Origin of the sequence: Sphingomonas sp. (assembly GCF_965200105.1) — a bacterium.
In the GTDB taxonomy this organism is placed as follows: domain Bacteria; phylum Pseudomonadota; class Alphaproteobacteria; order Sphingomonadales; family Sphingomonadaceae; genus Solisphingomonas.
In genome coordinates, this window is record NZ_CBDATN010000003.1 from 769,635 (window position 1) to 791,721 (window position 22,087).

General features: G+C 67.4%; 28 protein-coding genes, 1 tRNA gene and 2 pseudogenes. 17 read left to right on the forward strand and 14 right to left on the reverse strand.

Annotated elements, in window-relative coordinates; translation table 11 throughout:
• Window positions 1-61 precede the first annotated feature (61 nt).
• Window positions 62-676, forward strand: a complete 615-nt coding sequence (locus ACOFKX_RS16625) for a TetR/AcrR family transcriptional regulator (RefSeq protein ID WP_419828161.1) — start codon at window positions 62-64, stop codon at window positions 674-676.
• Here the strand turns inward: ACOFKX_RS16625 and ACOFKX_RS16630 are convergent.
• Window positions 673-1,050, reverse strand: a complete 378-nt coding sequence (locus ACOFKX_RS16630; RefSeq protein WP_419828162.1) for a hypothetical protein — start codon at window positions 1,048-1,050, stop codon at window positions 673-675. The genes ACOFKX_RS16625 and ACOFKX_RS16630 overlap by 4 nt on opposite strands.
• Before the next feature lie 110 nt (window positions 1,051-1,160).
• Here ACOFKX_RS16630 and ACOFKX_RS16635 point away from each other — a divergent pair, with 110 nt between their 5' ends.
• From ACOFKX_RS16635 to ACOFKX_RS16645, 3 genes are read left to right on the forward strand one after another with little or no spacing between them, the layout of a single operon-like run.
• Window positions 1,161-1,604, forward strand: coding sequence for an OsmC family protein (locus tag ACOFKX_RS16635; RefSeq protein ID WP_419828163.1), 444 nt, complete (start codon window positions 1,161-1,163; stop codon window positions 1,602-1,604).
• Window positions 1,605-1,619: 15 nt separating this feature from the next.
• The gene (locus ACOFKX_RS16640) at window positions 1,620-2,096 is read left to right on the forward strand and encodes a DUF2721 domain-containing protein (protein ID WP_419828164.1); all 477 of its coding nucleotides are present in this window, start codon (window positions 1,620-1,622) and stop codon (window positions 2,094-2,096) included.
• 55 nt (window positions 2,097-2,151) lie between these two features.
• Complete coding sequence (locus ACOFKX_RS16645; protein ID WP_419828165.1) at window positions 2,152-3,366, forward strand: glycosyltransferase family 4 protein; 1,215 nt, start codon at window positions 2,152-2,154, stop codon at window positions 3,364-3,366.
• A 31-nt stretch (window positions 3,367-3,397) separates the two neighbouring features.
• Here the strand turns inward: ACOFKX_RS16645 and ACOFKX_RS16650 are convergent, their stop codons facing one another.
• The 3 genes from ACOFKX_RS16650 to ACOFKX_RS16660 form a co-directional block, all read right to left on the reverse strand.
• Complete coding sequence (locus tag ACOFKX_RS16650; RefSeq protein WP_419828166.1) at window positions 3,398-4,402, reverse strand: SDR family oxidoreductase; 1,005 nt, start codon at window positions 4,400-4,402, stop codon at window positions 3,398-3,400.
• A gap of 64 nt (window positions 4,403-4,466) precedes the next feature.
• Complete coding sequence (locus tag ACOFKX_RS16655) at window positions 4,467-4,811, reverse strand: DUF2218 domain-containing protein (RefSeq protein ID WP_419828167.1); 345 nt, start codon at window positions 4,809-4,811, stop codon at window positions 4,467-4,469.
• Complete coding sequence (locus ACOFKX_RS16660; RefSeq protein WP_419828168.1) at window positions 4,808-5,404, reverse strand: PadR family transcriptional regulator; 597 nt, start codon at window positions 5,402-5,404, stop codon at window positions 4,808-4,810. The genes ACOFKX_RS16655 and ACOFKX_RS16660 overlap by 4 nt, the downstream gene beginning before the upstream one ends.
• Window positions 5,405-5,517: 113 nt before the next feature.
• Here ACOFKX_RS16660 and ACOFKX_RS16665 point away from each other — a divergent pair, with 113 nt between their 5' ends.
• The 4 genes from ACOFKX_RS16665 to ACOFKX_RS16680 all read left to right on the forward strand — a co-directional run bounded on the left by ACOFKX_RS16665 (window position 5,518) and on the right by ACOFKX_RS16680 (window position 8,124).
• A complete protein-coding gene (locus ACOFKX_RS16665; RefSeq protein ID WP_419828169.1) occupies window positions 5,518-6,834 on the forward strand; it encodes a replication-associated recombination protein A in 1,317 nt (438 codons plus the stop codon).
• Entirely contained in the window at window positions 6,831-7,049 is a 219-nt protein-coding gene (locus ACOFKX_RS16670; protein ID WP_419828170.1) for a hypothetical protein, read from the forward strand. The genes ACOFKX_RS16665 and ACOFKX_RS16670 overlap by 4 nt, the downstream gene beginning before the upstream one ends.
• Window positions 7,050-7,160: 111 nt before the next feature.
• Window positions 7,161-8,030, forward strand: a complete 870-nt coding sequence (locus tag ACOFKX_RS16675) for a hypothetical protein (protein WP_419828171.1) — start codon at window positions 7,161-7,163, stop codon at window positions 8,028-8,030.
• Between the two features lie 18 nt (window positions 8,031-8,048).
• A tRNA-Thr gene (locus tag ACOFKX_RS16680) sits at window positions 8,049-8,124 on the forward strand.
• Window positions 8,125-8,258: 134 nt separating this feature from the next.
• On the opposite strand, the gene ACOFKX_RS16685 is transcribed toward ACOFKX_RS16680, so the two are convergent.
• From ACOFKX_RS16685 to ACOFKX_RS16715, 7 genes are all read right to left on the reverse strand, one after another.
• The gene (locus ACOFKX_RS16685; protein WP_419828172.1) at window positions 8,259-9,290 is read right to left on the reverse strand and encodes a DUF3618 domain-containing protein; all 1,032 of its coding nucleotides are present in this window, start codon (window positions 9,288-9,290) and stop codon (window positions 8,259-8,261) included.
• Entirely contained in the window at window positions 9,290-9,685 is a 396-nt protein-coding gene (locus ACOFKX_RS16690; protein ID WP_419828173.1) for a phage holin family protein, read from the reverse strand. The genes ACOFKX_RS16685 and ACOFKX_RS16690 overlap by 1 nt, the downstream gene beginning before the upstream one ends.
• A complete protein-coding gene (locus ACOFKX_RS16695) occupies window positions 9,672-10,211 on the reverse strand; it encodes a hypothetical protein (protein ID WP_419828174.1) in 540 nt (179 codons plus the stop codon). The genes ACOFKX_RS16690 and ACOFKX_RS16695 overlap by 14 nt, the downstream gene beginning before the upstream one ends.
• Before the next feature lie 735 nt (window positions 10,212-10,946).
• Window positions 10,947-11,783 (reverse strand): YsnF/AvaK domain-containing protein, encoded by an 837-nt coding sequence (locus ACOFKX_RS16700; protein ID WP_419828175.1) that lies wholly within the window; start codon window positions 11,781-11,783, stop codon window positions 10,947-10,949.
• A gap of 26 nt (window positions 11,784-11,809) precedes the next feature.
• The gene (locus ACOFKX_RS16705) at window positions 11,810-12,451 is read right to left on the reverse strand and encodes an OmpA family protein (RefSeq protein ID WP_419828176.1); all 642 of its coding nucleotides are present in this window, start codon (window positions 12,449-12,451) and stop codon (window positions 11,810-11,812) included.
• Window positions 12,451-12,843 carry a DUF2382 domain-containing protein gene (locus tag ACOFKX_RS16710; RefSeq protein WP_419828177.1) on the reverse strand — a complete coding sequence of 131 codons (393 nt, stop codon included), beginning with the start codon at window positions 12,841-12,843 and terminating at the stop codon, window positions 12,451-12,453. The genes ACOFKX_RS16705 and ACOFKX_RS16710 overlap by 1 nt, the downstream gene beginning before the upstream one ends.
• A gap of 911 nt (window positions 12,844-13,754) precedes the next feature.
• Window positions 13,755-14,135 (reverse strand): nuclear transport factor 2 family protein, encoded by a 381-nt coding sequence (locus ACOFKX_RS16715; protein WP_419828178.1) that lies wholly within the window; start codon window positions 14,133-14,135, stop codon window positions 13,755-13,757.
• Between the two features lie 506 nt (window positions 14,136-14,641).
• Between ACOFKX_RS16715 and ACOFKX_RS16720 the strand changes: the two genes are divergently transcribed.
• Window positions 14,642-14,788, forward strand: a complete 147-nt coding sequence (locus tag ACOFKX_RS16720; protein ID WP_419828179.1) for a hypothetical protein — start codon at window positions 14,642-14,644, stop codon at window positions 14,786-14,788.
• 329 nt (window positions 14,789-15,117) lie between these two features.
• Here ACOFKX_RS16720 and ACOFKX_RS16725 read toward each other — a convergent pair whose 3' ends face one another.
• Both ACOFKX_RS16725 and ACOFKX_RS16730 read right to left on the reverse strand, forming a co-directional pair.
• Window positions 15,118-15,396 carry a transposase gene (locus tag ACOFKX_RS16725; protein ID WP_419828180.1) on the reverse strand — a complete coding sequence of 93 codons (279 nt, stop codon included), beginning with the start codon at window positions 15,394-15,396 and terminating at the stop codon, window positions 15,118-15,120.
• A gap of 118 nt (window positions 15,397-15,514) precedes the next feature.
• Window positions 15,515-16,822: an IS701 family transposase gene (locus ACOFKX_RS16730; RefSeq protein ID WP_419827379.1), complete on the reverse strand. Its 1,308-nt coding sequence runs from the start codon at window positions 16,820-16,822 to the stop codon at window positions 15,515-15,517.
• Window positions 16,823-17,057: 235 nt separating this feature from the next.
• Here ACOFKX_RS16730 and ACOFKX_RS16735 point away from each other — a divergent pair.
• From ACOFKX_RS16735 to ACOFKX_RS16770, 8 genes and pseudogenes are all read left to right on the forward strand, one after another.
• A pseudogene (locus ACOFKX_RS16735) lies at window positions 17,058-17,360 on the forward strand (transposase); the annotation flags it as partial.
• Between the two features lie 341 nt (window positions 17,361-17,701).
• On the forward strand, window positions 17,702-17,872 hold the full coding sequence (locus tag ACOFKX_RS16740) for a hypothetical protein (protein ID WP_419828181.1): 171 nt from the start codon (window positions 17,702-17,704) through the stop codon (window positions 17,870-17,872).
• Window positions 17,869-18,669: a helix-turn-helix domain-containing protein gene (locus ACOFKX_RS16745; protein WP_419828182.1), complete on the forward strand. Its 801-nt coding sequence runs from the start codon at window positions 17,869-17,871 to the stop codon at window positions 18,667-18,669. The genes ACOFKX_RS16740 and ACOFKX_RS16745 overlap by 4 nt, the downstream gene beginning before the upstream one ends.
• A complete protein-coding gene (locus ACOFKX_RS16750; protein ID WP_419828183.1) occupies window positions 18,629-18,994 on the forward strand; it encodes a hypothetical protein in 366 nt (121 codons plus the stop codon). The genes ACOFKX_RS16745 and ACOFKX_RS16750 overlap by 41 nt, the downstream gene beginning before the upstream one ends.
• Entirely contained in the window at window positions 18,991-19,143 is a 153-nt protein-coding gene (locus tag ACOFKX_RS16755; RefSeq protein WP_419828184.1) for a hypothetical protein, read from the forward strand. Before ACOFKX_RS16750 ends, ACOFKX_RS16755 begins: the two co-directional genes overlap by 4 nt.
• Window positions 19,144-19,204: 61 nt before the next feature.
• On the forward strand, window positions 19,205-19,555 hold the full coding sequence (locus ACOFKX_RS16760) for an HNH endonuclease (RefSeq protein WP_419828299.1): 351 nt from the start codon (window positions 19,205-19,207) through the stop codon (window positions 19,553-19,555).
• A gap of 160 nt (window positions 19,556-19,715) precedes the next feature.
• A pseudogene (locus tag ACOFKX_RS16765) lies at window positions 19,716-20,147 on the forward strand (terminase large subunit domain-containing protein); the annotation flags it as partial.
• Between the two features lie 167 nt (window positions 20,148-20,314).
• Window positions 20,315-21,133: a terminase TerL endonuclease subunit gene (locus ACOFKX_RS16770; RefSeq protein WP_419828300.1), complete on the forward strand. Its 819-nt coding sequence runs from the start codon at window positions 20,315-20,317 to the stop codon at window positions 21,131-21,133.
• Here the strand turns inward: ACOFKX_RS16770 and ACOFKX_RS16775 are convergent.
• Window positions 21,130-21,882 (reverse strand): hypothetical protein, encoded by a 753-nt coding sequence (locus ACOFKX_RS16775; RefSeq protein WP_419828185.1) that lies wholly within the window; start codon window positions 21,880-21,882, stop codon window positions 21,130-21,132. The two genes, ACOFKX_RS16770 and ACOFKX_RS16775, sit on opposite strands and share 4 nt — an antisense overlap.
• Window positions 21,883-22,087: the final 205 nt, after the last annotated feature.

A 22,087-nucleotide genomic window follows, 5' to 3' on the forward strand; every position in this document is an offset into this window, starting at 1 on the left:
GTGTTGAAAGACGCCGTACCGATCGGTAACATTCTGGTCAAGAGCTTGGAGGACGATAGCCATGCCCGGTGAACTGGAGATTGCGGAACCCGATGTCGCGCCGAAGCGGCGGGCGGCGGAACGGGTCTCTGCGGCGGCGGACCGGCTGTTCTACGAGCGCGGCATCCGCGCCGTCGGCGTCGAGGAGATCGTCGCTACCGCCGGCGTCACCAAACCCAGCCTCTATCGCCGCTACCCGTCCAAGGACGCGCTCGTCGCCGCGTGTCTGGAAGCACGCTTCGAGCAGGCCATGGCCAACATCGACGCCATCGCCGCGCTGACGCCCGACGATCCCGCCGCGACATTGCGCGCGCTCGTCGCGCATGTCGGGGACGAAATACAGAAGGAGGGCTATCGCGGCTGCGCGCTCACCAACGCGGCGATCGAATTTCCCGAGCCCGATCACCCCACCCGGAAGCTCGCGCTCGACCTGAAGTGCCGCAAGCGCACGCGCCTTCTCGCCATCGCCGAGCGGGTGGCGACCGATCGGCCCGACGAACTCGTCGACGCGCTGATCCTGCTCCTGGAAGGCGCGCGGGCGATCAGTCACATCGCGGGCATGGCACGCAGCCCGGCAGCCTCTCTCACAGCGGCGGCGGACGCCGTGCTCGCGGGCTTCGCGAGGCGGGGCGACTAGCGCGGAACGTCCGGCCGTCGCGCCGCCTTGCGCGGGCGGCCGCCGCCGCCCTCGTCGGCATCCGGATCCTCGCCCAGTTCGGCATCGCTGCCGCCCGCGCCCGCGCCCGCACCTTGAGCCGCGCCAGTCCCGATCCGTGCCGGCTCGCCGCGATGCGCCGCGAAGGGATCGCCGCTGCCCGTTCCCTGCCCCGGCCCGCCGCGCTCGTCGGCGAGCGTCCCGGGCGCGACGGCGTCGGTGCGGTCGGCACGCGGCGGGGCGACGCCCGCCCCGTCCTGCCGCTCGCCCTTCTCCTTCGTCGGATCGTGCGGCCTGACCGGCTGCTCGCGCCCCGGCATCGCCATACCCATCGCGTTCAGCTTGTCCTCGGCCATGCTTTCTTCTCCTTGCGCGGCTTCAACGCCTCGCCGTGAGCCGCGTGCCGCAGAACCATCGTCCCGATCGCACGTTCGTCCCGCTCATCCCGCTTGAGGAACAGCCCGCCATGGCCATCACCCGCACCGCCACCGCCCGCTACGAGGGCCTCGGCAAAACCGGCAGGGGCACAATCTCCACCCAGTCCGGCGCGCTCGCCGACAGGAGCTACGGCTTCGGCTCGCGCTTCGAGAACGATGCCGGCACCAACCCGGAGGAGCTGCTCGCCGCCGCGCACGCCTCCTGCTTCACGATGGCGCTGTCCTTCGCGCTCGCCGGCGAGGGCTACACCGACGGCACGCTCGACAGCGACGCCGCGGTGTCGATCGAGAAGGACGGCGACGGCTTCACCGTCACGCGCTCGGCGTTGCGCGTCACCGCCGCGATCCCCGACATCGGCGAGGACGAGTTCCAGGCGATCGCATCGAAGGCCAAGGAGACCTGCCCGCTCTCCAAGGCGATCGACGCCGAGATCACGCTGGTCGCCGTGCTCGCTCCCGCCCCCCGCGCATAGGTAGCGACGCCAGCGATGTGGGAGGATCTGCCGAGCCCGGCCGCGCTCACCATCGCGCATACCATCCAGCTCGTCATGGCGCCGGTGTTCCTGCTCACCGGCCTCGCCTCGCTGCTCAACCTGTTCGCTGGGCGGCTATCGCGCGTGGTCGACCGTTCGCGCGACTTGGAGCGCCGTTTCGAGGAGCTGACCGGCCAGGCGCATGATCGCGCCGTCTGGGAGCTGCGGCTGCTCGATCGCCGGATGACGCTGATCTCGAGCTCGATCACGCTGTGCGCGCTCTCCGCCGTCGCGATCGGCCTCGTCGTCGCCGGGCTGTTCGTCGCGCGGCTGATTGGCGGTGGCTTCGGGCGTACCACCGCTTTCCTGTTCATCGCGGCGATGGCGCTGCTGGTGCTCGCGCTCGCGCTGTTCCTGGTCGAGATCCGGCTCGCGAACCGCTCGATCAGGATCAGGAACGAATTGCTCGAACGGGATCGGCGCGCCCGCTGACCGGCGTCGCACGCGCGGATTGGCGTCGCGCGGCACCCACGCTATCCGGGCAGGCATGGACGTAACCGAGCTTCGGGTGGCGCTGTTCAGCGGCAACTATAACTATGTCCGCGACGGCGCCAATCAGGCGCTCAACCGGCTGGTCGACTATCTCCTGCGCGAGGGCGCGAAGGTGCGCGTCTATAGCCCCAAGGTGAAGACGCCCGCGTTCGATCCCGTCGGCGATCTCGTCGGCGTGCCCGCGATACCTCTGCCCGGCCGCGCCGAGTATCGCGCGCCGTTGGTGCTCACGCCCGGCGTGAAGAAGGACCTGCACCGCTTCGGCGCCAACATGATCCATGTCGCCAGCCCCGAACTGCTCGGCCACGCCGCCGTCCGCCACGCGCACAAGAACCGGCTGCCCTGCGTCGCCTCGGTCCACACCCGGTTCGAGACCTATCCCCGTTATTATGGCTTCGCTTTCCTGGAGCCGATGGTCGAGGCCGGGCTTCGCCGCTTCTATCGTCGCTGCGACGCGATCTTCGCACCGTCCGAATCGATGGCGCAACTGCTGCGCGACCAGCGGATGAACTTCGACGTCGGCATCTGGTCGCGCGGCATCGATCGCGACATCTTCACGCCCGAGCGGCGCGAGATGGGGTGGCGCCGCGCGCTCGGCATCGACGACGACGAAGCGGTGATAGGCTTCGTCGGCCGGCTCGTGATGGAGAAGGGTCTCGACGTGTTCGCCGACACGATCGACGAACTCGGCCGGCGCGGCTATCGCGTCCGCCCGCTGATCGTCGGCGACGGGCCGGCGAAGGAGTGGTTCGAGAAACGGCTGCCCGAGGACGCGGTCTTCGCGGGCTTCCAGCGCGGCGAGGCGCTGGGCCGCGCCGCCGCCTCGATGGACGTGCTGCTCAACCCGTCCGTCACCGAGACGTTCGGCAACGTGACGCTGGAGGCGATGGCGTGCGGCGTGGCGGTGGTCGCCGCCGATGCCACAGGCAGCCGCAGCCTCGTCGAGGACGGCACCGGCGCGCTCGTTCGGCCCGGCGCGATCGGCGCCTTCGCCGACGCGGTCGGTCACTATGCCAAGGATCTCGCCGCGCGCGAGGCGGCGGGCGCCGCCGGTCGCAAGGCGAGCCGCGCCTATGAGTGGGACACCGTCAACAAGGCGCTGCTCGACGGTTACCTCCGCATCGAGCGCCAGCGTGAGCGCGGCCAGCGCGGCGGCACGCCCGGCCTCGGCCGCATCTGGCCGGGCGCGCAGGTGCCGCCGCGAGGCTGATCGCCGAGCTGAGGCAAACGATCGGGCGGCCTCAGCCGCGCCGCCGCGCCGCCCATGCCGCGCCGACCCCTCCGGCCACCGCGCCGAGGCCGATCAGGTGATCGCGGTGCTTGGACAGCCACAGCCCGGGACTGCGTCGCCTCGCCTCGGCGTCGAAGCGGCCGTGGGCGCCGCGATCGCCGGCGACGGGTTCGTAGAGATTATCGCGGTAGCCGGCGGGCAGCGGCTCGTCCGAGAGCTGACCCGTCACTCCGGTCGCGCCCAGATAGCGATCGAGCAGCGGCGAGGCGAAGTGATCGCCCCACACCGCCTGGATCGTCGGCAGGCCCAGCAGGATCTGCTTGCGGCGGTGATGGGCGGCGAAGTGGATCGCCTCCGCGGCGATCTCGGGTTGATAGGGCGGGCTTGCCGGCCTCGCCTTGCGCGCGAAGCTCGTCCGCATCCAGTCGAACTGCGGCGTGTTGACGCCGGGTAGCTGCACCATCGCGACGTGGACGCGACTCTTCCGCGCGTAGAGTTCGGCGCGGATCGAGTCCTGAAAGCCCTGGATAGCGTGCTTGGCGCCACAATAGGCGGATTGCAGCGGAATCCCGCGATAGGCGAGCGCCGAGCCGGTGAGCACGATATGGCCGCGATCGCGCGGGATCATCCGCTTCAGCGCCGCCATCGCGCCGTGAACCTGGCCGAGATACGTCACCTGCGTGACGCGGGCATAATCGTCGAGGTCCATGTCGACGAAGCGCGACATCACACCCGCGAAGGCGACGTTGATCCAGATGTCGATGGGCCCGAACTCGTCCTCGACGCACGCCGCTGCCGACTCCACCGCCGCGTGATCGGCGACGTCGCAGGGCAGCTGGAGCGCGCGGCCGCCCGCCTCCTCCACCTCGCGCGCGGCGGCGGCGAGGCCGTCCGCGCCGCGTGCGATTAGCCCGATATGCGCCCGGTCGCGCGCGAAGCGGCGAGTGACGGCGCGACCGACCCCCGCGCTCGCGCCCGTGATGACGACCACCTGAGGTCGCTTCGCCTTCGCCATCGATCGCTCCTCGCCGTGCGGCGCAAAACGTCGCTGGCGCGAGCGGGTTCAGCCAAGCCCGTCGTCAGCCGACAACGGTCCACGCGAACGTCAGCGGCGCCTCGCGAAAAGCGAACCGATCGAGATGGCGGGCGACCACCTCTTCCAGCGCCTCGACCTGCGCCGCGCTGCTGCCATTTACGGTGACGTCGAGGCGGTCGTCGTGGGCGGCGAACCGCACCTCGCCATCCGAGGCCCAGCTCGCGCCGCGCGCATCTCGCGGGAAGGTGACGCGTCCGGCACGCTCGTCGAAGTCGACCGCGAGATTGTGGCTCCAATGCTTGCAGAGCCGCTGAAGGTAACGGCTGGCCTGCGCGGTCGGCACGGCGGCGGTGGCGCTGGCCGGCGCCTGCGGGTCGACGCCGCTCAAAGCCGCTCGATCCGTTGCGCGGCGTCGTCGATCAGGGCAACGGCCTGCTCGATCGTCGCGCGGTCCGCCGCCTCGCCAGCGAGCTTGTGCTGGAGCACCGCTTTCAGGTTGTGCATCGCGCGGCGGATCGAGCCGCCCTCGGTACGCGCGCGCATCGCGCCGATCGCATCGAGGCGGTGCATCAACGCCTCCACCTCCTTTGCCTTGTCGGCGAGCACACGCCGGCCTTCCTCGGCGACGGCGAACACGCGACGCGTACCCTCGCCCGGCTGCTCGGCGATCTGCTCCATGTCGCCGAGCATGGTGAGCGTCGGGTAAACGACACCAGGGCTCGGCGCGTAGGCGCCGCCGGTGCGCTCCTCGATGGCGCGGATAAGATCGTAACCGTGGCTCGGCCGGTCTGCGATGAGGCGCAGGAGGACGAGGCGCAGCTCGCCGCCATCGAACACGCGCCGCCGCCCGCCGCCATGAATGCCGTCTTCGCCCGCGAAGCCGGAACCGCCATGCCGCCCCCAGCCACTGCGCACCGCACGCCATGCCTCGGCGCGGGAATGCTGGTCGTCACGCGACCGTCCATGATGAAATCCGAACATAGTCTCTCCTGTCTGACGAACGTATGTCGGTTGCCGACGATGAGCACGGGCCGCCCTTTCGCAGCCGCAAGCCACCAATCCCCTTCGGCGGGCGGGCGATCTATAGCGCGTGCATGGCCGACCTCTTCTCCGACGCCGAACCCGCACCCGCTGCCATGCCCGGGGATGCCGCGCCCCTCGCGGAACGTTTGCGCCCGCACGCGCTTGGCGAGGTGGTCGGGCAGGATCACCTCACCGGCCGGGAAGGCGCGATCGGCCGGATGGTCGCGGCAAGCCGCTTGTCGTCGATGATCCTGTGGGGTCCGCCCGGCACCGGCAAGACGACGATCGCGCGGCTGCTGGCGCAGGCGGTGGGCCTGCGCTTCGAGATGATCTCGGCGGTGTTCTCCGGCGTGGCCGACCTCAAGAAGCTGTTCGCCGATGCCCGCGTCCATGCGCGGACCGGCACGCGCACGCTGCTGTTCGTGGACGAGATCCATCGCTTCAACCGCGCGCAGCAGGACGGTTTCCTGCCCTATGTCGAGGACGGCACCGTCATCCTCGTCGGTGCCACCACCGAAAATCCTTCGTTCGAGCTCAACGCGGCGCTGCTGTCGCGCTGCCAGGTGCTGATCCTGGAGCGGCTGGGCGGGCAGGCGCTCGCGACGCTCCTGGCGCGCGCCGAGGCGGTCGAGGGCCGCACGCTGCCGGTGACGGAGGAGGCGCGCGGCGCGCTGATCGCAAGCGCCGACGGCGACGGCCGTTTCCTCCTCAACCAGGCCGAGACGCTGTTCGCGATCGCGATCGACGATCCGCTGGATCCGCAGGCGCTCGCCGCGCTGCTCCACCGTCGCGTCGCGGTGTACGACAAGGATCGCGAGGGGCACTACAACCTCATTTCCGCGCTTCACAAGGCGGTGCGCGGCTCCGATCCGCAGGCGGCGCTCTACTATCTCGCACGGATGCTGGTGGCGGGCGAGGAGCCGCTTTACCTCGCGCGCCGCCTCATCCGCATGGCGATTGAGGATATCGGGCTCGCCGATCCGCAGGCGCTGGTGCAGTGCCTCGCCGCCAAGGACGCGTTCGACTTCCTCGGCTCTCCCGAGGGCGATCTCGCGCTGGCGCAAGCCTGCCTCTACGTCGCCACCGCGCCCAAATCGAACGCCGCCTACAGGGCCTACAAGGCGGCGACGCGGAGCGCGAAGGAGACGGGCTCGCTGATGCCGCCCAAGGCCATCCTCAACGCGCCGACCAGGCTGATGAAGGAGGTCGGCTACGGCTCGGGCTACGCCTATGACCATGACGCGCCGGATGCCTTCTCGGGCGACGACTACTGGCCCAAAGGCATGACGCCGCAGACCTACTACGAACCCGCGCCGCGCGGACACGAGGCGCGGATCGCCGAGCGGCTCGCGCACTGGGCGAAGCTGCGCGAGGAGCGCGCGCGATGACGTGGGACGAGGCGGAGGCATACGCGCTGACGCTCGACGGCGCGGAGCGCTCGATCAGCTATGGCAGACCCGCCGTCAAGGCAAACGGGCGGATGGTGATCGGCATCGGCCACGAGCCCGGCAGCTTCGTTCTCCACGTCGACCCCGGCACCAAGGCGATGCTGATCGAGACCGAACCCGCCACCTATCGGGAGACGCTCCATTATGCGGGCTAGGCCGCCGTGCTGGTGCGGGAGGAGGCGATCGACGGCGGGCGCGTACGCGCCATGATCAATCGCGCCCACGCGCAGGCGCTGATGGCCCGTCGTCGGCGGCGGTGAGCCGGAGTGAGGCGGCGCTTCCGGCATTTCGCCTGCATCGACTGGTCGGGCGAGGCGGTGGCGAGGCCGCGCGGCATCGCGCTCGCCTGCTGTGGGGAGGGCGACGAGGCGCCGGTGCTGGTCCGCCCGGACGGCGGCTGGTCGCGCAAGGCGGTGCTCGCCTGGCTGCTCGATCATGCGGGCACGCAGCGCGACATCCTCATCGGCATCGACGCCTCGCTCGCCCTGCCCTTTGCCGATCTCGGCGCGTACTTTCCCGGCTGGGACGAAACTCCCGCCGACGCGCGTTCGCTCTGGGGACTGGTCGATCGGTGCTGTGCCGGCGACGCCCATCTCGGCGCATCCGGCGTCGTCGATCACGTGGAGGCGCATCGTCATTTCCGCCGCCACGGCGGCCGTGCCGGCGACCTGTTCGGCGCCGGCCTCGGCCGGCTACGCGTGACCGAGCGCGCCTGCCGCGACGCCGGCCTCGGCGCCGCGCAGAGCGCCTTCAATCTCGTCGGCCCGGCACAGGTCGGCAAGTCGAGCCTGACCGCGATGCGGATGCTCCATCTTCTGTCCGGTCGCGTTGCCGTGTGGCCATTCGACGCGGTGCCGACGCGCGGACCGTTGTTCGTCGAGATCTACACAGCCATCGCGGCCAAGGCGGCAGGGCCCGGCCGCGCCGGCAAGATCCGCGACGCCGCCACGCTCGATCGCGCGCTCGTCGCGCTCGGCAGCCGCCCGCACGCAGTCCTTCCACGCTACGATGATCACAGCACCGACGCGATGGTCGGCGCGGCGTGGCTGCGCCGCGCGGCGTCCGACGAACGGCTGTGGCGGCGCAAAACGGACCCGCGCGCCGCACTCGAAGGCTGGACCTTCGGTGTGCCCTGACGCACAACGCGCGCCGCCGCCGGGTTAGCTCAGCTGGTAGAGCAACCGCCTTGTAAGCGGTAGGTCGTCGGTTCGAGTCCGACACCCGGCACCACGATCGCCGGCGCGTCACGCGATCGTCCCGCTGCTGGTCACGCGTCTGACGAGGCCTAGCCTCGCTCTTGCGCGGACCAAATCGATCGGGTCGCCGCCATCGGTACGCGGCGACCCGATGTCATACCTCGCCGATCAGCCTTTCCGGAGGTCGCCGCCCTGCTTCGGCTCCTTGGCGAATTGCGTCTGCGCGCTGTCCTTGCCGGCTTGCAGCGTCTCCTGGGCGACCTGCTTGATGTTGCCGACGAGATCGCCGCTCTTCGCCTCTCCGAGGAGCTCACCGACCGGCCGATCGGCGTTCAGGCCATGGCTCTGCGCGCTATCCTTGATGGCGCCCAACGTCTCGGTGGCGGCACGACCGCCGCGATCGACGACGTCCTGCGCAAGATCACGTCCTGCCGTCCTGAGCCTGGTCGCCGCCGATCCGAGCGCGCTCTCCTCCTCCTCGGTGGTGGGGATCAGCGAACCCGCCACGAGGCCGACGAGTGCAGCGACGGCACCCAGCGCGAACGGGTTGCCGGTGACCGACGAGAATGCATCACGAGCTGAACGAGCCATAGCTTGACTATCTCCCTGGAGTGCGGCGCCATGCTGAGCTGCACCGTCGCCGAGTTTATCGAACGCGTTATGAGCGCCGGCCGTGAGATCATGGGATTTCTCACGCACGCTCTGCGCGGCGGCGGCGATCGCGTCCTTGATCCTCTGGCCATAGGAAGCGGCGGTGTCCGACGCGTGTCGCGTCACGCCGACCACCTTCCCCCGCGCGTCGTCGAGGCGGCTCGCGTAGCTGTCGTCATCGTCATGGTCGAGACGCTGGACGCTGCCCTCCGCGACGCGCAGCCGCGTCTCGAGGTCATCTGAACCGGTCGTCGTCGGCCGGCGCCGAGGACCCGACCCGTGCGGCACCGCATGGGTGGACTGGCTGGACGCCATCAACCACGCGATGCCGATGCCGGTCAGCGCGACGGGGATCGGATTGGCGCGGGCGCGCGTCACGAGATCCTTCGTGAAGTCCGCCCCCTCCCCGCCGCGGAAATAGCCGAAGGCGTCGTTGATCATCTGCTTCGGCGTCAGATGATCCTGCAATTCGTCGAGGCGGTCGTCCATGCGGGCACGGGTGCGCGCCAGATCGCGCTCGATGCGGTCGGTCTCGGAAATCTCAACCATCATGTGTGCTCCTTGAGCATGCGCGCGTCCTTCTGGGCGGTGGCGATCGTGCGCTCGGGCGTGACCGCCTTGAGCGACAGTTTGGCGAGACCGCCGCGGGCGATGAGACCGCCGATCAGGACGATCACCAGACCGACGATCAGCAGCGAGGCCCACGCCGGAAGCCAGAAAGCGAGAACCGCGGCACCACCCTCCAGCACGACGACGAGGCCCGCGAAGGCGACCAGCGCGCCGCCCACGATCGAGATCGCCGCTATGATGACGCCGTGGAGCTTCTGGTCGATCTCCGCGCGCGCGAGCGCGAGTTCGCCCTTGACGAGATCCTGGATGTCCCCGGCGAGGCCGCTGGCGATCTCGCCGATCGAGTGGGTGCCGCCCGGATCAACGCCCGCCATGACCGACCTCCGGCATCGTGGGGAGATCGTCGTGCGAGACGTCGGCCGCGACGATCTTGCCGAAGCGCGCGACCGCGAAGCCGGCGGCGAGGGACGCGCCGACGAACAGCGCCGGCTGACGCCGCGCGAGCGACTTCACCTGCGCGACGAGATTGGCGACATCGTTCTCGCGCAGCGACGTCGCGAGCGAGCCGAGTTCGGCGGCACCGCGCTCAATCGCGCTGGCGATCCAGTCCTGCTGGCCGGCGAACTGCTCGCCGGACTTGTGCAGCGATTGCGCGACCTCGTCGATGCGATCCGCCAGCCCCTCCTTCTGATCGGTCGCGGCGGCGACCGCCTTGTCCTTCACCTGACCGACGAGCGAGGAGGCCTGTTCCTTCGCCTGATCGACGGCACCCGCGGCGGTCTGCTTCGCGGACGTGGCGGCACCCGCGGTCTGGCCCATCGCCGCCTGGGCAGTGCTTGATGCCTGCGCGTACGCGCCGCCCGCCGCGGGCCGATCCTGGCCTGTCTTGGTGTCGTCCATCATTATCTCCTGTGGTCGTGGTAAGGTGAGAATGCAGCAGGGTGCCGGGCGGCGGCGCGATCTCCGCCTCCGCTCGCTGCCGGTCGATGTCGCTACCGACGCGAGAGCGCCCGAAAAGGAGGTCGAGACGGTGCGGATGAAGCGGCGTCGCGAGCGCGCGAGGAGATCGGCATGGGACCGGGCGGGGCGGTAGGTCTCGGCAGCGTGTTGCGAAGCATCGGTGCCGGTGGACCAGACGCCGAGCGGATCCTGCGCGCGTACGTCCGCCGCGACATCGCCGACGCCGACGATCCCCAGCCAAGCGCCCGCGGTGCTCTAGCACCAGGATGTGATCGCCGAAGCCCATAGTCGGCGACTCCGACCGGTCCACCCGGTAGTGCGTGCACGAGGCTTCTAGGATGCTGGCGATTAACGGCGTTCGTAGCGTCAAGCTGTCCAAACACTCCGCCGGCGTGCGGTCGGCGGAGTGCGCGGAGGTCGACATTCGCGACCGTTCACATTCGCCCGCGATAGAGACCGGCCGAACGTGACACAGCTCGAACAGCACCTGCACGGACCCATCGAAGGTCTCGATCTGGCTCGCAGGTGCTAGCGACACCAGGCTGGCGCCGATGGCTCCGCTCAACTCGCCGGTGACATCGAGCAACATCTTGCGGGTCATCCAGCCTAGCCTGCCGCCGGCAACCGAAAGTCAGGACGACCGGCGTGCGGATCCGCCCGCACGCCGGCCTGCAATCAGCGACGGTAGTTCGGATCGCTGGTCGTTCCACGCTCTCCGTCGATCTCGACGTCGGTCCGGCGCACGGTGTCGTCGATCTCCTCGACACGCTCGCTGGCGGTCTTGGAGACGACGACCTCCTCCACGACACGCGCGGTCTTGCCGACGACCGCCTCCTCGCCGGTGGCGGTCACGTCGATGGTACGCTCGCGGAAGGCATCGTCCGCATCGGTGATCGGCCGGTCGACGGCGCGCCGCTGAACGTCGATCCGCTCGTCACGCAAGCGAACCTGCTCGTGAACGGGGACCTCGGTCACGTAAGAGCGTACGCGCGCGCCTCCGCGATCGACCTCGCGCTTACCGACGACGAGCTGCTCCTCGACGATCGGGATACTCTGCTCGCCCTGGACGTCCGTGCGACGGTCATCCGCGCCCGCCGTACAGCCCGACACGCCCGTGGACACGCCCGCGCCCGCGCCGGTCTCGGCGGCATAGTCCCAACCCGACGAGCGCCACTGTTGCGCGCGATCGTCGATGTCGACGGTGTCCGCCTCCTCGAGCACACGGACGGCTTCGTCGACATGCTCCTCGCTGACGTCGGCGGTCAGCAGGAAACCGCCGCGCCGCACACCCTCTTCGTAAGTGTGGCGATCCTCGTCGGGGAGGAACGCGTTCTTGATCGAAGACCACATGCCGACGTCCTGCGTCGTCGATCGGCCGGTGGCGTGAAAGCCAGGGCTGGTCTTGTCGTGGATACTGACGTGGCCGGCGTCGACGTGCGCGGCGCTCAAACGGCTCTTCGCAGCCTCGGCATCGGCACGATCATCGAACAAGGCTGTGATGGTACGTGTCATCGGTCTTCTCCTCGGGGGAAATGAAGCTATTTGCTCGTCACGACGAGTTCGGTGCGACGGTTCTCGAACTGCCCACCGGCGGTCGCGTTGCTTGCAACCGGATTGCTGTCGCCGCCGCTCGCCGTTGCGATGCGCTTGGCGTTAACGCCACCATCGATCAGCGCCTTGGCGACTGCTGCCGCGCGGTCGGCACCCAGCTTCATGTTCGCAGGATCCGAGCCGCGTGCGTCGGCATAGCCGACAAGACGCACGGCCGCTGTCGGATACGCGGCAAGGATCTGGGTCAGCGCAGCCAGCGTCGGGCGATCGTCCGCGCGGATCGTGGACGCAGCCGTGTCGAAGTTGAGATTGTCGAAGGTGAAGGTGCGCGGCGCCGGGGCGGACGAGGCCAGGAAGCCCTGAAGATCATAGTTGAGCGTGTGCGGCTGCAGGTCGACCGTCTTGCCTCCCGGCAGCGTCACATGCTCAACGCCGACCGGCGGCGTCGCGGGCGTGCCTGTCGGAGCCGGTGCAACGGCCGCGGTTTCCTGACGATGGCAGCGGCTCAGCGCGAGCAGCGCCGCGAGGATGCCGAGCGCGAGCAGGATCCAAGCGAGCCAGTTGGTCTTCTTCTTCTCGATATGCACCTCACGTGGCGGTGCGCCACGCGTGTCGTTCGGGTCGGCCATCATTCTCTCCCTGTATCGTTCCCGTGGATAGGGCGCTCGACCTCTGCCCGCATCACGCGCACATTGGCCTCGAACTCGGCATGCTCGATCACGGACACGGTGCGGATGAACACCTCCTCGACGACGAAGCGACGTTTCACGAGCCGCTCCTCTACGATCGAGATGACGACGGTGTCGCCCTCCTGGCGGGGGGACGGCGTCTCGTTGACTTCGCGGAAGGCAGGCACGCGCTCGACCTCGAGCACGCCGCGGCTGAGCATCGCCTCTATGCGCTCGGGGCGCTCCTCCACTATCGTACGGACGCGCGCCTTGTCAGTGACCGCCTCGAACTTGGAGATATGGAGCTCTTCCTCCAGAAGAGGTATCGCCCGTTCTTCATGCTCTCCGGGCATCGATAAAGCTCCGCCTAACAACTCGGCGAGACCACCGGGCGTGGTTTCCTCGCCATGCCGGCTCAAGGCCTGACGCCGCCCGTGCGGCGCTCCACGGATCATCGTGTCGAGCGGCGTATGAAAGCAGGACTGGACCTGTTTGTTCCGGCACGGATGGTAAAACGGTGTGGGTCGCGGCGCCCAAGTGCGGCGTCATTCGACACGGAGGCCGCGCTCGCCGCTGGCCTGCGGCAATCCTACGCAGGCGGTGGCGCGCGCCCTGATCGTCACGGCTCGTCAGAACTGTGAGGCAGATCGAACCGAAGCCCTTCCGAGCTTGGCTACCCATCAGCCGAGCGTTCGACGCTCCATGCGCCGTTCGGGGCCGACGTCCTTGATCTCGCCGGCTCACGTACGAGCAGCACCAGCGTCTCGGAGCGGGCCGCGCGGTCGTTCTCGATGCGCGACCGCACAGTGCGGGTCGCTCCGATGCAGGCGGTGAGCGCCTCCTGCTTGGGTGCGGGCGGACGCTTGCGGACCAGCGCCGCGAGCAGCTGCGGATCCGAAGCGCACTTCCCACGCCCAGACACGCTTGCCCTCCCGTCGAATAGATACTGCCATTCCTTCCAGCGAGACGTCGAGCCCGGTATATTCGTCCGGGGCTTTTCTTCGTTCGACGTACGGGCCCGGCTACGAGCCCGCACCTTCGTCTATCGGGGAACAGCCACCTTCTTCCATGTCATCGCTGATCGAGGTAGCTCGCTCCCGCGATACCCCACAATCATCAGGCCCTTTCAGCCGGTATCGAGTCCGCCGGTCTAAATCGGATGATTAATGCTGGTAGGCAGCGCCAAAGCGCCTTCCGAACAACGGGTCGCGATTGCGTCGAGCGTGCATCGCGGCTGGCGCCGATGCGCCAGCTAGGACGGCACTCAGCGTGCGAAGAAGCGATTCATGCCGGGGACATCGGACAGGAAGGTCTCGATTTCAGCGATGCAGCCGTCGCGCAGGCGACAAACGGTGGCAAGATGCTCGTCGAGCTGCACGCCATCGCGTTCTCCCGTGTTATGCAAGGCGAGCGCCATATTATCCCGACTGAGCAAGATGTTCTCGAGTTGAAAGGACAGGCCGTAACTGGCGATCAGGCGTGCCCGCTCGACCACGGCGTCGCCACCGACCGCAATTCCGGAAATGGCATTGTCGCCCGGCAGCGTCCAAGTAGCGTCATCCTTGAACAACTGGCGCATCGCTCGCCAGTTCCCGCCAACAAGCGCGGCGTGGAAATCCTTTGCGATCTGTTCGGCCGTGGACATCGAGTATATTCCCTTTCGTTCGTAGATACTCGCACTTGCCGCGACCGTCCAAATCGCCTTCCGAATAAAGCCACCGGCAAAGCGAATTGACACTCTTCTGCCTGCTGTCACCGAACTGCTCAAGTCTCGCTCGTCGAAGCAGGGCGGTCGCGAAACCCTAATCGCGACCGTACCGGCTTTCCTGTTCGTCGTCACCATCGGGATCGCGGAGGAGAACCGGGGCATTTTCGGTAGGCTATCTGCCCATCTCGCGGGCAAGGGTCCGGCAGCAGCCTCAATCCGACGGCCATGGGTAGGGGTGGAACCGCTTAGCCCGGATCACGAACGAAGCAGACGTTTTGAGAAGGACCTCTGACGTAGACGAGCGGGGCGCGCGGGAAACGAGGCCAAGCCGAGCAAGTAGCGGATACAGGCGGACGCCGACGTTTCTGCAATCAAGCTGATGCCTGTACCGATCGAGATGCGGGTCTCGCCGGCCGTGCGACGATGACTGAAGACGAGCGCTGATGAAGCTCGGTCCGTCATTGGCGGGCGGCCCCGAGGAGCGGACGGCCTATGACGACATGCTCTTCAAGCCCGAGATGGCGAAAGACGTGTCGTCGGAGCCGAGAAACGTCAGGGGCGTCGCCGGCTGGTGGTGTCACCCTGCCTAAGATCGCGGCACAGTGCTCCTTTCTCTTCATGGCAATGCCTATGTCGTGAGAGCGGCGTGAGCTTTCCTGGCTTCGTCAGCCAGATCGTAGCGCGATTGAGCGCCAGCGCGTTCGTCGGCAAGCAGTGCTAGGTTCGCCGTCACCCGCACGCTCGACGCGCGGACGCGTCAGTCGTGATAGCGCTGCGCGACACCCCGAGCATGCGGCACATGACGCTCACCGGTCAGGTGGACGCATGCTGCTCGATGAAAGTGAACTTCACCGCGACGTCTCCGCAAAAATGTCGACGCCTTCTTTTACGGCGTTGTTATACTTCGCGTCTTCAAGGTTTATAACGCGTTTCTTAGGATGTTACGCTCCATCCGGGCCCGATCCAGCTCACGCCGCGCTGCCAGATTCCGCGCGACGCCCACCGTTATAGCGGTTGTCGTCGGCGGCCCATGGGCAGCCGGACCTTCGCGCCACCGGCATCCAGTCTTCGGCACGTGCAGGATGCCGGAGATCACCGTGCGATCGTCCACCCGCGGCTTGCGCAGGCACCCATGCGGAAGATGCGGCTCGATCGCCGCCCACGCCCCATCAGACACCCAGAACAGATGCCATGCCATAGCCGCTCCTGCCCGAACCCATCAGAAGCAAATATCACCACAGCACCACAACAACTTGTGTGAGGCCTCAACCTAGCACTACTTTGGCATTTTTGTAGTTGAGGTTGTCGCAAGCGGCTTATTGCAATGGGGGCAGTGTGTCGGTGGCGGTCGTGCGAAGATGTCGAGGATGGCCTGCCTGACGGCCGGCATGCTCGGTTGCGGTGGTGGTCCCCCGACTCTTTTTTTTCCGTCCCGCTGCCGTGAGGCGGCGGGACTGGAGGAAGGCGTAGGCGATCATCGACATCAGCGCATGTCGGTGTAGCCCTGTCCACGACCGGCCCTCGAAGTGGTCGAGGCCGAGTTCCTCTTTGAGCTGCTGATGCGCCTGTTCGCAGATCCATCGTGCCTTGATGGCGCCGGCGAGCGTCTTGATCGACGTGTCGGCAGGCAGGTTCGAGAGATAGTATTTGCGCTCGCCGGTCGAGCGATGCTCGCCGACCAGCCATACTTCCTCGCCCGGCAGATGCTGGTTGCCCATGTCACGGATACGCTGGGTCGGACCGTCGGCTACGCGCACGCGCAAGGCCGCGAAGCGCGCGGCCAGCCGACCTTTCGTGCCGCGCCGCCAGCTGACCTGTTTCCACGGCTGTCCGGCCAGCAGCGTCTCGGCAGCGACGGACTTGCTGTCGGGGATATGGTGCTGGCGAGGCCGCCCGTGGCCTGCCACCGGGAAGATCATCGCGACATCGGCCGCATATACCTTCTGTCGCCCCGGTATGCCGACCGCCCAGGACAGGCTACGCTCGCTCAGCGCCTGGCGGAACGGCGCGCTCATCCCGTAGCCGGCGTCCGCGAGCACGCAGCCGAAGCGCACGCCCGCGGCCCTTACCTTGTCGATCTCCTCGATGGCGATCTCCGGCTTGGTCAGGGCAGCCTGCCGGTCGGCGGGCACTTTCGCCTTCGCCATGCGTCCCGGGTCGCCGGTCCAGCTCTCCGGCAGGAACAGGCGCAAGCCCACCATCACCGGCACCTCGCGCGATGCCAACGTCACCGACACCATCGTCTGGCAGTTCGCGTTCTTGCCGAGCGACGAGGCATATTGCGGCGCCACGCCGACCGAGTGCCGCCCTTTCTTCGGCATGGCGGTATCGTCGATGACGAGGAAGGCTCCGGCGCCACCCACCAACCGGTCGGCCTCGCTCAGCAGCGCCGCCTCGAGCGGTGCACTGTCCCAGACACCCGCGGCGACGAAGTGGTGGAGCTGGTCATAGCCGGCCTCACCGCCACGAGCGGCCATCGGTTGCACGCTCTTGCGATCGCCGGGACCGATCAGACCAGCGACATACTGCGGACACATCCTGCGTCGCGCTGGATGCGACAGCCCCGCCAGGAACGGCTCAAGCCATCGCTCCAGATCGCTTCGCCAGCCCTCGTCCACCACCATCGCCATCGATCCGTCAGCCTACACTGACACACGAGAATCAACGACGATCCCAGCCGGCTCCTCTAACCTGCCAAAGTAGTGCTAGGCTCAGTACCCGAACAGGATCTGAACGGCACGGTTCAGCGTGGCCGTGGCCGGTCCGTCTAAAAGGCCGTATCAGAACGCTGGCGTAACGGTGGGCGATCGGGTTCCGATGTGGTTCCGGGCGGTTGCGAGACCAGACCGGGAAGACATCATGTGGGACCCGGCCGCCGGCGCCCGGCATAGCCGGGCGGGGTTACGCTATGGAAGCGATCTGACCGACGCGGAGTGGGCGGTCGTGGCGCCGCTCCTGCCCAAGCCCCGCGACCGGGGACGGCATCGTCGATGGCGATGGCGCGAAGTGCTGGACGCGATCTTCTACGTCCTGCGGGCGGGCTGCCCCTGGCTGCTGCCATCCGACAGCTTCCCGCCCTGGCGCACCGTCTACCGCTGGTTCGGGGAGCTGCGCAACGCTGGCGGGTTCGAGGGGCTCCACCGCAACCACCGCCTCGCCAAGGACTTCGAGCCCACCGTCAGGTCCGCTACCGTCTTCCTCTATGCCGCATCAGCCATGCTGCTCTCTCGACGCATAGCTCGCTACGCATGAGATTCGAGACGGGCTCTGAGACGGTTCCGCTCCCGCAGACGGTCACTCTCGTTCGCCGACTTTCAACACGGCACTGGTAGTACCGGTGAGGGAACGATCACTCGATCGCAAGCCACATGGCTTTGTTATGAGTGACTTGGACACTTGCAAGTGGATGCCCCGTGAGGGCAGGAACCACAGGCCAATATCAAACACTTGCGAAGTCTAACCATCCCACGAGTGTTCGTAAAGCCGTGGGCGTCCGATCGCGAATGGCTAACCTTTCGGGCGCGCCGCCGGGGCTTAAACACGAAGCGCTCGACCCGGCGGGAACCGGATCGAGCGCCAACATTGCTCACCGGGCAGGCGGGCAGATCGAGGATAGCACGAACGGCACGGCGGGCAACCGCCGCCCGATCCTGTCGCTGCGGTTCCGCGCATGACGACCTTCGACCTCCAGCACGCAGCGATGGCGCTCCAGCTTGCGACCCCGGCCGAGAAGCATGTGCTGCTCGTGCTGGCGCTACGAGCCGACAGCACGACAGCCGAGTGCAACCCCGGCATCCCTCGCATCGCGGGCGACACCGGACTGAGCGAGCGCCACGTCGATCGTGCGCTGGTCGCATTGGAAAGCGCCGGCCATATCACGCGCAAGATCAAGCCTGGCGTCGGCACCGTCTACACCATTCACCCTTGCCATAGTGTCACCCCTGACAAGGTGTCAGGCCTGACACAGTGTCGGTCGACCCCTGACACAGTGTCAAGCAAACTACCAAGAACCACCACTTCTACGAAGACTTCGTCTTCTCCGAAGAAGCGTGTGCGAGCGGCCGCGTCGATCGAGGTGCCCGACTGGGTTCCTGCTGACGCCTGGAAAGGCTGGCTAGAGATGCGCCTCACCAAAGGCGCGAAGCCGACTGCTCGCGCCCTGCAACTCGCGATCGAAGGGCTGAAGAAGCTCGCGGATGACGGCCACCCGCCTGGGGAGGTGCTCGATCAATCGACCCTCAAGGGCTGGACCGGCCTCTTTCCGATCAAGGATCACCGCAATGGACTATCACCACGAGACCACCACGCTTCGGCCGGGGGCCAGCCGCGAGCTGACCGCATGGCAAGACCTCGGCGCGGGTACGCCGCCGACATGCTCGCCGCCGCCCTCGCGCGCCCGGAAGACGGTTCCGAGGGCGATCCACGAGATTGTGGCGGAGCTGAAGGTCCGCTTCCAGCATACCTGCGGTGACGATCCCGAGGGCTTCAAGGCGCGGGTGGGGCTACTGGCGGAAGACTTGGCCGACGCGCCCCCGCTGATCCTTCGCCGCGCCGTCGTCGAGTGGGTCCGCACCTCGCCGTTCCTTCCCACGGCGGCCGACCTCATCCGGCTGATGCGCGAGGCGCTGGAGGCGCGCGACGGTGGCCCGCGTACCGCCGCGCCAGCCGGCTTCCACTGGGCCGATCACGTCGCCACCAAGCGCAACGCGGAGATGGCCGCCGATCCCCATGCTCGGCAGGACGTGGAGTGGGTCGTCGTCAACGGCTCGCCTGTGATCCAGCGGAGGCAGCCGTGACGCCCGCGCTGCAAGTGCGGGAGGCGGCACAGCGCCTTGGCCGCCTGTCACCCGACTGGCGCAATCCGGAACGGTACTTCGAGGAGCGCAGCGAGATCGAGCGCGACCTGCGCCAGCTCGTCAAGCGGCTGGAGCGCGAGCATGGCTGATTGGCCGTACAACACCGCGACATGGCAGCGCCTCCGCAAGGCGAAGCTGGCGGCGAACCCGATGTGCGAGCCGTGCGACGCGGCCGGGCTACTGACGCTCGCCAACACCGTCGACCATGCCGTGCCGGTGAGCGCCGGCGGGGCGCCGTTCCCTGGGCTGCACGAGCTGACGAGCATGTGCGCGTCGTGCCACGGGGCGAAGACGGCGCGGGGCGTGGAGGCGGGCGCGGTGCGCTCCAGCAAGCCCCGGCGGGGCTGCGACGCGGACGGCAACCCGCTCGATCCGGAGCATCCGTGGCATGGAAAATCGCTCAGGGCTGACGCTGTAGGACCGACCCCGAACCCTCGAACTCAATTAGTTCGGTCGGATCGGCCCGGTCGACGCCCTAAGGATTGCTTAGGGCATGGGTAAGCGCGGACCCGGCGCGGGCCGGATGCGGGCGGCCGGGCGGCGGCCGGGCGCGAACAAGGTCCACCATCCGTGGGCGAAGCGCGGGATGCCGGCGGCTGACCAGGTGCTCGCCTTCCTCGGCACGCTGCCGATCGTCTCGGGCCTGCGCGCCGGCGAGAAGATGGAGCTGCTGGAGTTCCAGGAGCGGTTCGTGCGCGGCGTGTACGCGGAGACGGAAGGAGGGCGCCTGGTGCGCCTCGCTGCGCTGTCCGTGGCGCGCGGCAATGGCAAGTCGGCGTTGCTCGCGGGCCTGTCGCTGGCGCACCTGCTCGGGCCGATGAAGGAGCCCCACGGGGAGTGCTATGCCGCCGCGCTCGATCGCGAGCAGGCGGGCGTCCTGTACCGGATGGTCCGAAACTACGTCGAGGCGACGCCGTGGATGGCGGCGGCGGTGAACGTGCGTGACTGGCACAAGTCGATCGAGGTGGAGGCGGACCGCTCGACCTGGACGGCGCTCACCTCCGACGCCCGGAAGGCGCACGGCCTGGCGCCGTCGTTCTGGATCGCGGACGAGGTGGCGCAATGGCGCTCGCGCGAGCTGTGGGACAACCTCCGCACCGGCATGGCGAAGCGGGCGCACGCGCTCGGCGTGACGATCAGCACGCAGGCCGCCGACGACTTCCACTTCTGGAGCGAGATGCTGGACGCCGAGCCGTCGCCGACCGTCTACGCGCAGCTCCACACCGCCCCGGAGGGGTGCGCCCTCGACGATCGCGACGCATGGGCGGCCGCCAACCCGGCGCTGGGCGCGTTCCTGAACGAGACGGACTTCGTGGACGCGGCGGCGATGGCGATGCGCTCGCCGTCATTCGAACCCGCGTTCCGGCTGCTCAACCTCAACCAGCGCGTCGCGGCGGAGGGGCGGTTTCTCAACCCGGCGGATTGGGAGGCGAACGCCGAGCCCTTCGACGTGGCCGAGCTGGAGGGGCGAGGTGCTACGGCGGGCTGGACCTATCGAGCACCCGCGACCTCACCGCGTTGGCGCTGTGGTTCCCCGACTCGGGCCGGCTGCTCGTCTGGCACTTCGTACCGGCGGACACGATCGGCGAGCGCGTGGAGCGGGACCGGGTGCCCTATGATCGCTGGGCGGAGGCCGGGTGGATCGAGAAGACGAACGGCCGGGCGACTGATCGCGTGTCGATCGTGCGGCGTCTGGCGGACATTCGGCAGCTCTACGACGTGCAGACGATCGCGTTCGATCGCTGGCGCTTCGAGGATCTAGCGAAGCTGCTCGCGGACGAGGGCATCGAGCTGCCGCTGATAGAGTTCGTGCCCGGCTTCCGGACCTACGCGGCGGCGGTGGACGCGTTCGAGCGTGCGGTGCTGGAGCGGCGGATGCTGCACAACGGCTCGCCGATCCTGAAATGGCAGGCGGGCAACGTCATCATCGAGGCGGACGCGGCGGGCAATCGCAAGCCGAGCAAGGCCAAGTCGATCGACCGGATCGACGGCATCGTCGCCGCCATCATGGCGTGCGGGGTGGCGGCGACGGATGAGGGGCCGAAGGTTTACCGGGGGGCGGGGCTGGAGTGGGTTTAAGCGCCTTCCCGTAAGTGGCCTGGTTCGCCCCCGGGCACAAACAACGCCGTCGCGAATTGACGCTCGAACATCTTGATGTAGTCGTATGTCGATGCTCTCAGAGTTTCGCTGTCAATCAGGATTGCAACTGCGTTTGCGGCAAGAAGACCCCTATAGTATAAGTTAAATCCTTCCTTGGCATAGTCCTGCACCATCAACGTGCTTGTTGTGCCGTTTAGATCAAACGTTGGGGGGACGCCGATGCACAAGTCCATAGCGGTCTCTGCCGCTGCGTGGACATACATTGAGTATCGTTGATGAAGGGCGCGTCCAGCTTCGTCCGCCTGCGACGGGTTCGGGTTCTCCCAAGATCGAGTTATGTAGGCGCGAACCTGTCGTCTTTTCACCATACAATCTTGGTTGGCTTCCGGGTCCCAAAAGTACTTCAACATCCGGTCATGATTGTTCGTCCATTTCCGCGTTCTAACAGCAGTCGATAGGAAAATAGTATCCTCGAATATCTCATCGAGCGTCCTAGCGAGCACACCCTGCTCCTGGATGAAGCCTTTCAATAGAAGGTAATCAATTGCATTAAGGCCACTTATATAGCGCGCTAATTTAATAACTCCGGCTTGCTGAACGCTCTTCTCGACGTAGGATGTGTGAAGACAGCGACCATTGTTAGCAATTACGGGCGCAGGAACGAGCCTCTCAAGATCGCGAAAGGTACTCTGCAAAAATGCCAGTACCTGAAGGACAGTCTCTCTCACGACCTACCTCTGCAAGCCTGCTTTCATAAGCCGCCGAATTGCTTCAGCGCGTGTCACATCGCCATTACTGTTTTTCCACTCGTCGAGTGCTAGAAGCTCGTCTGGTTGTAGTCGGACGCCGATCTGCACACCCTTGCCGGTTGGGGCCGGCCCCCGCCGCTTCCGTGCCGGCAAAGTTTCTTGACCGCCAGTCTTAACCATGCCA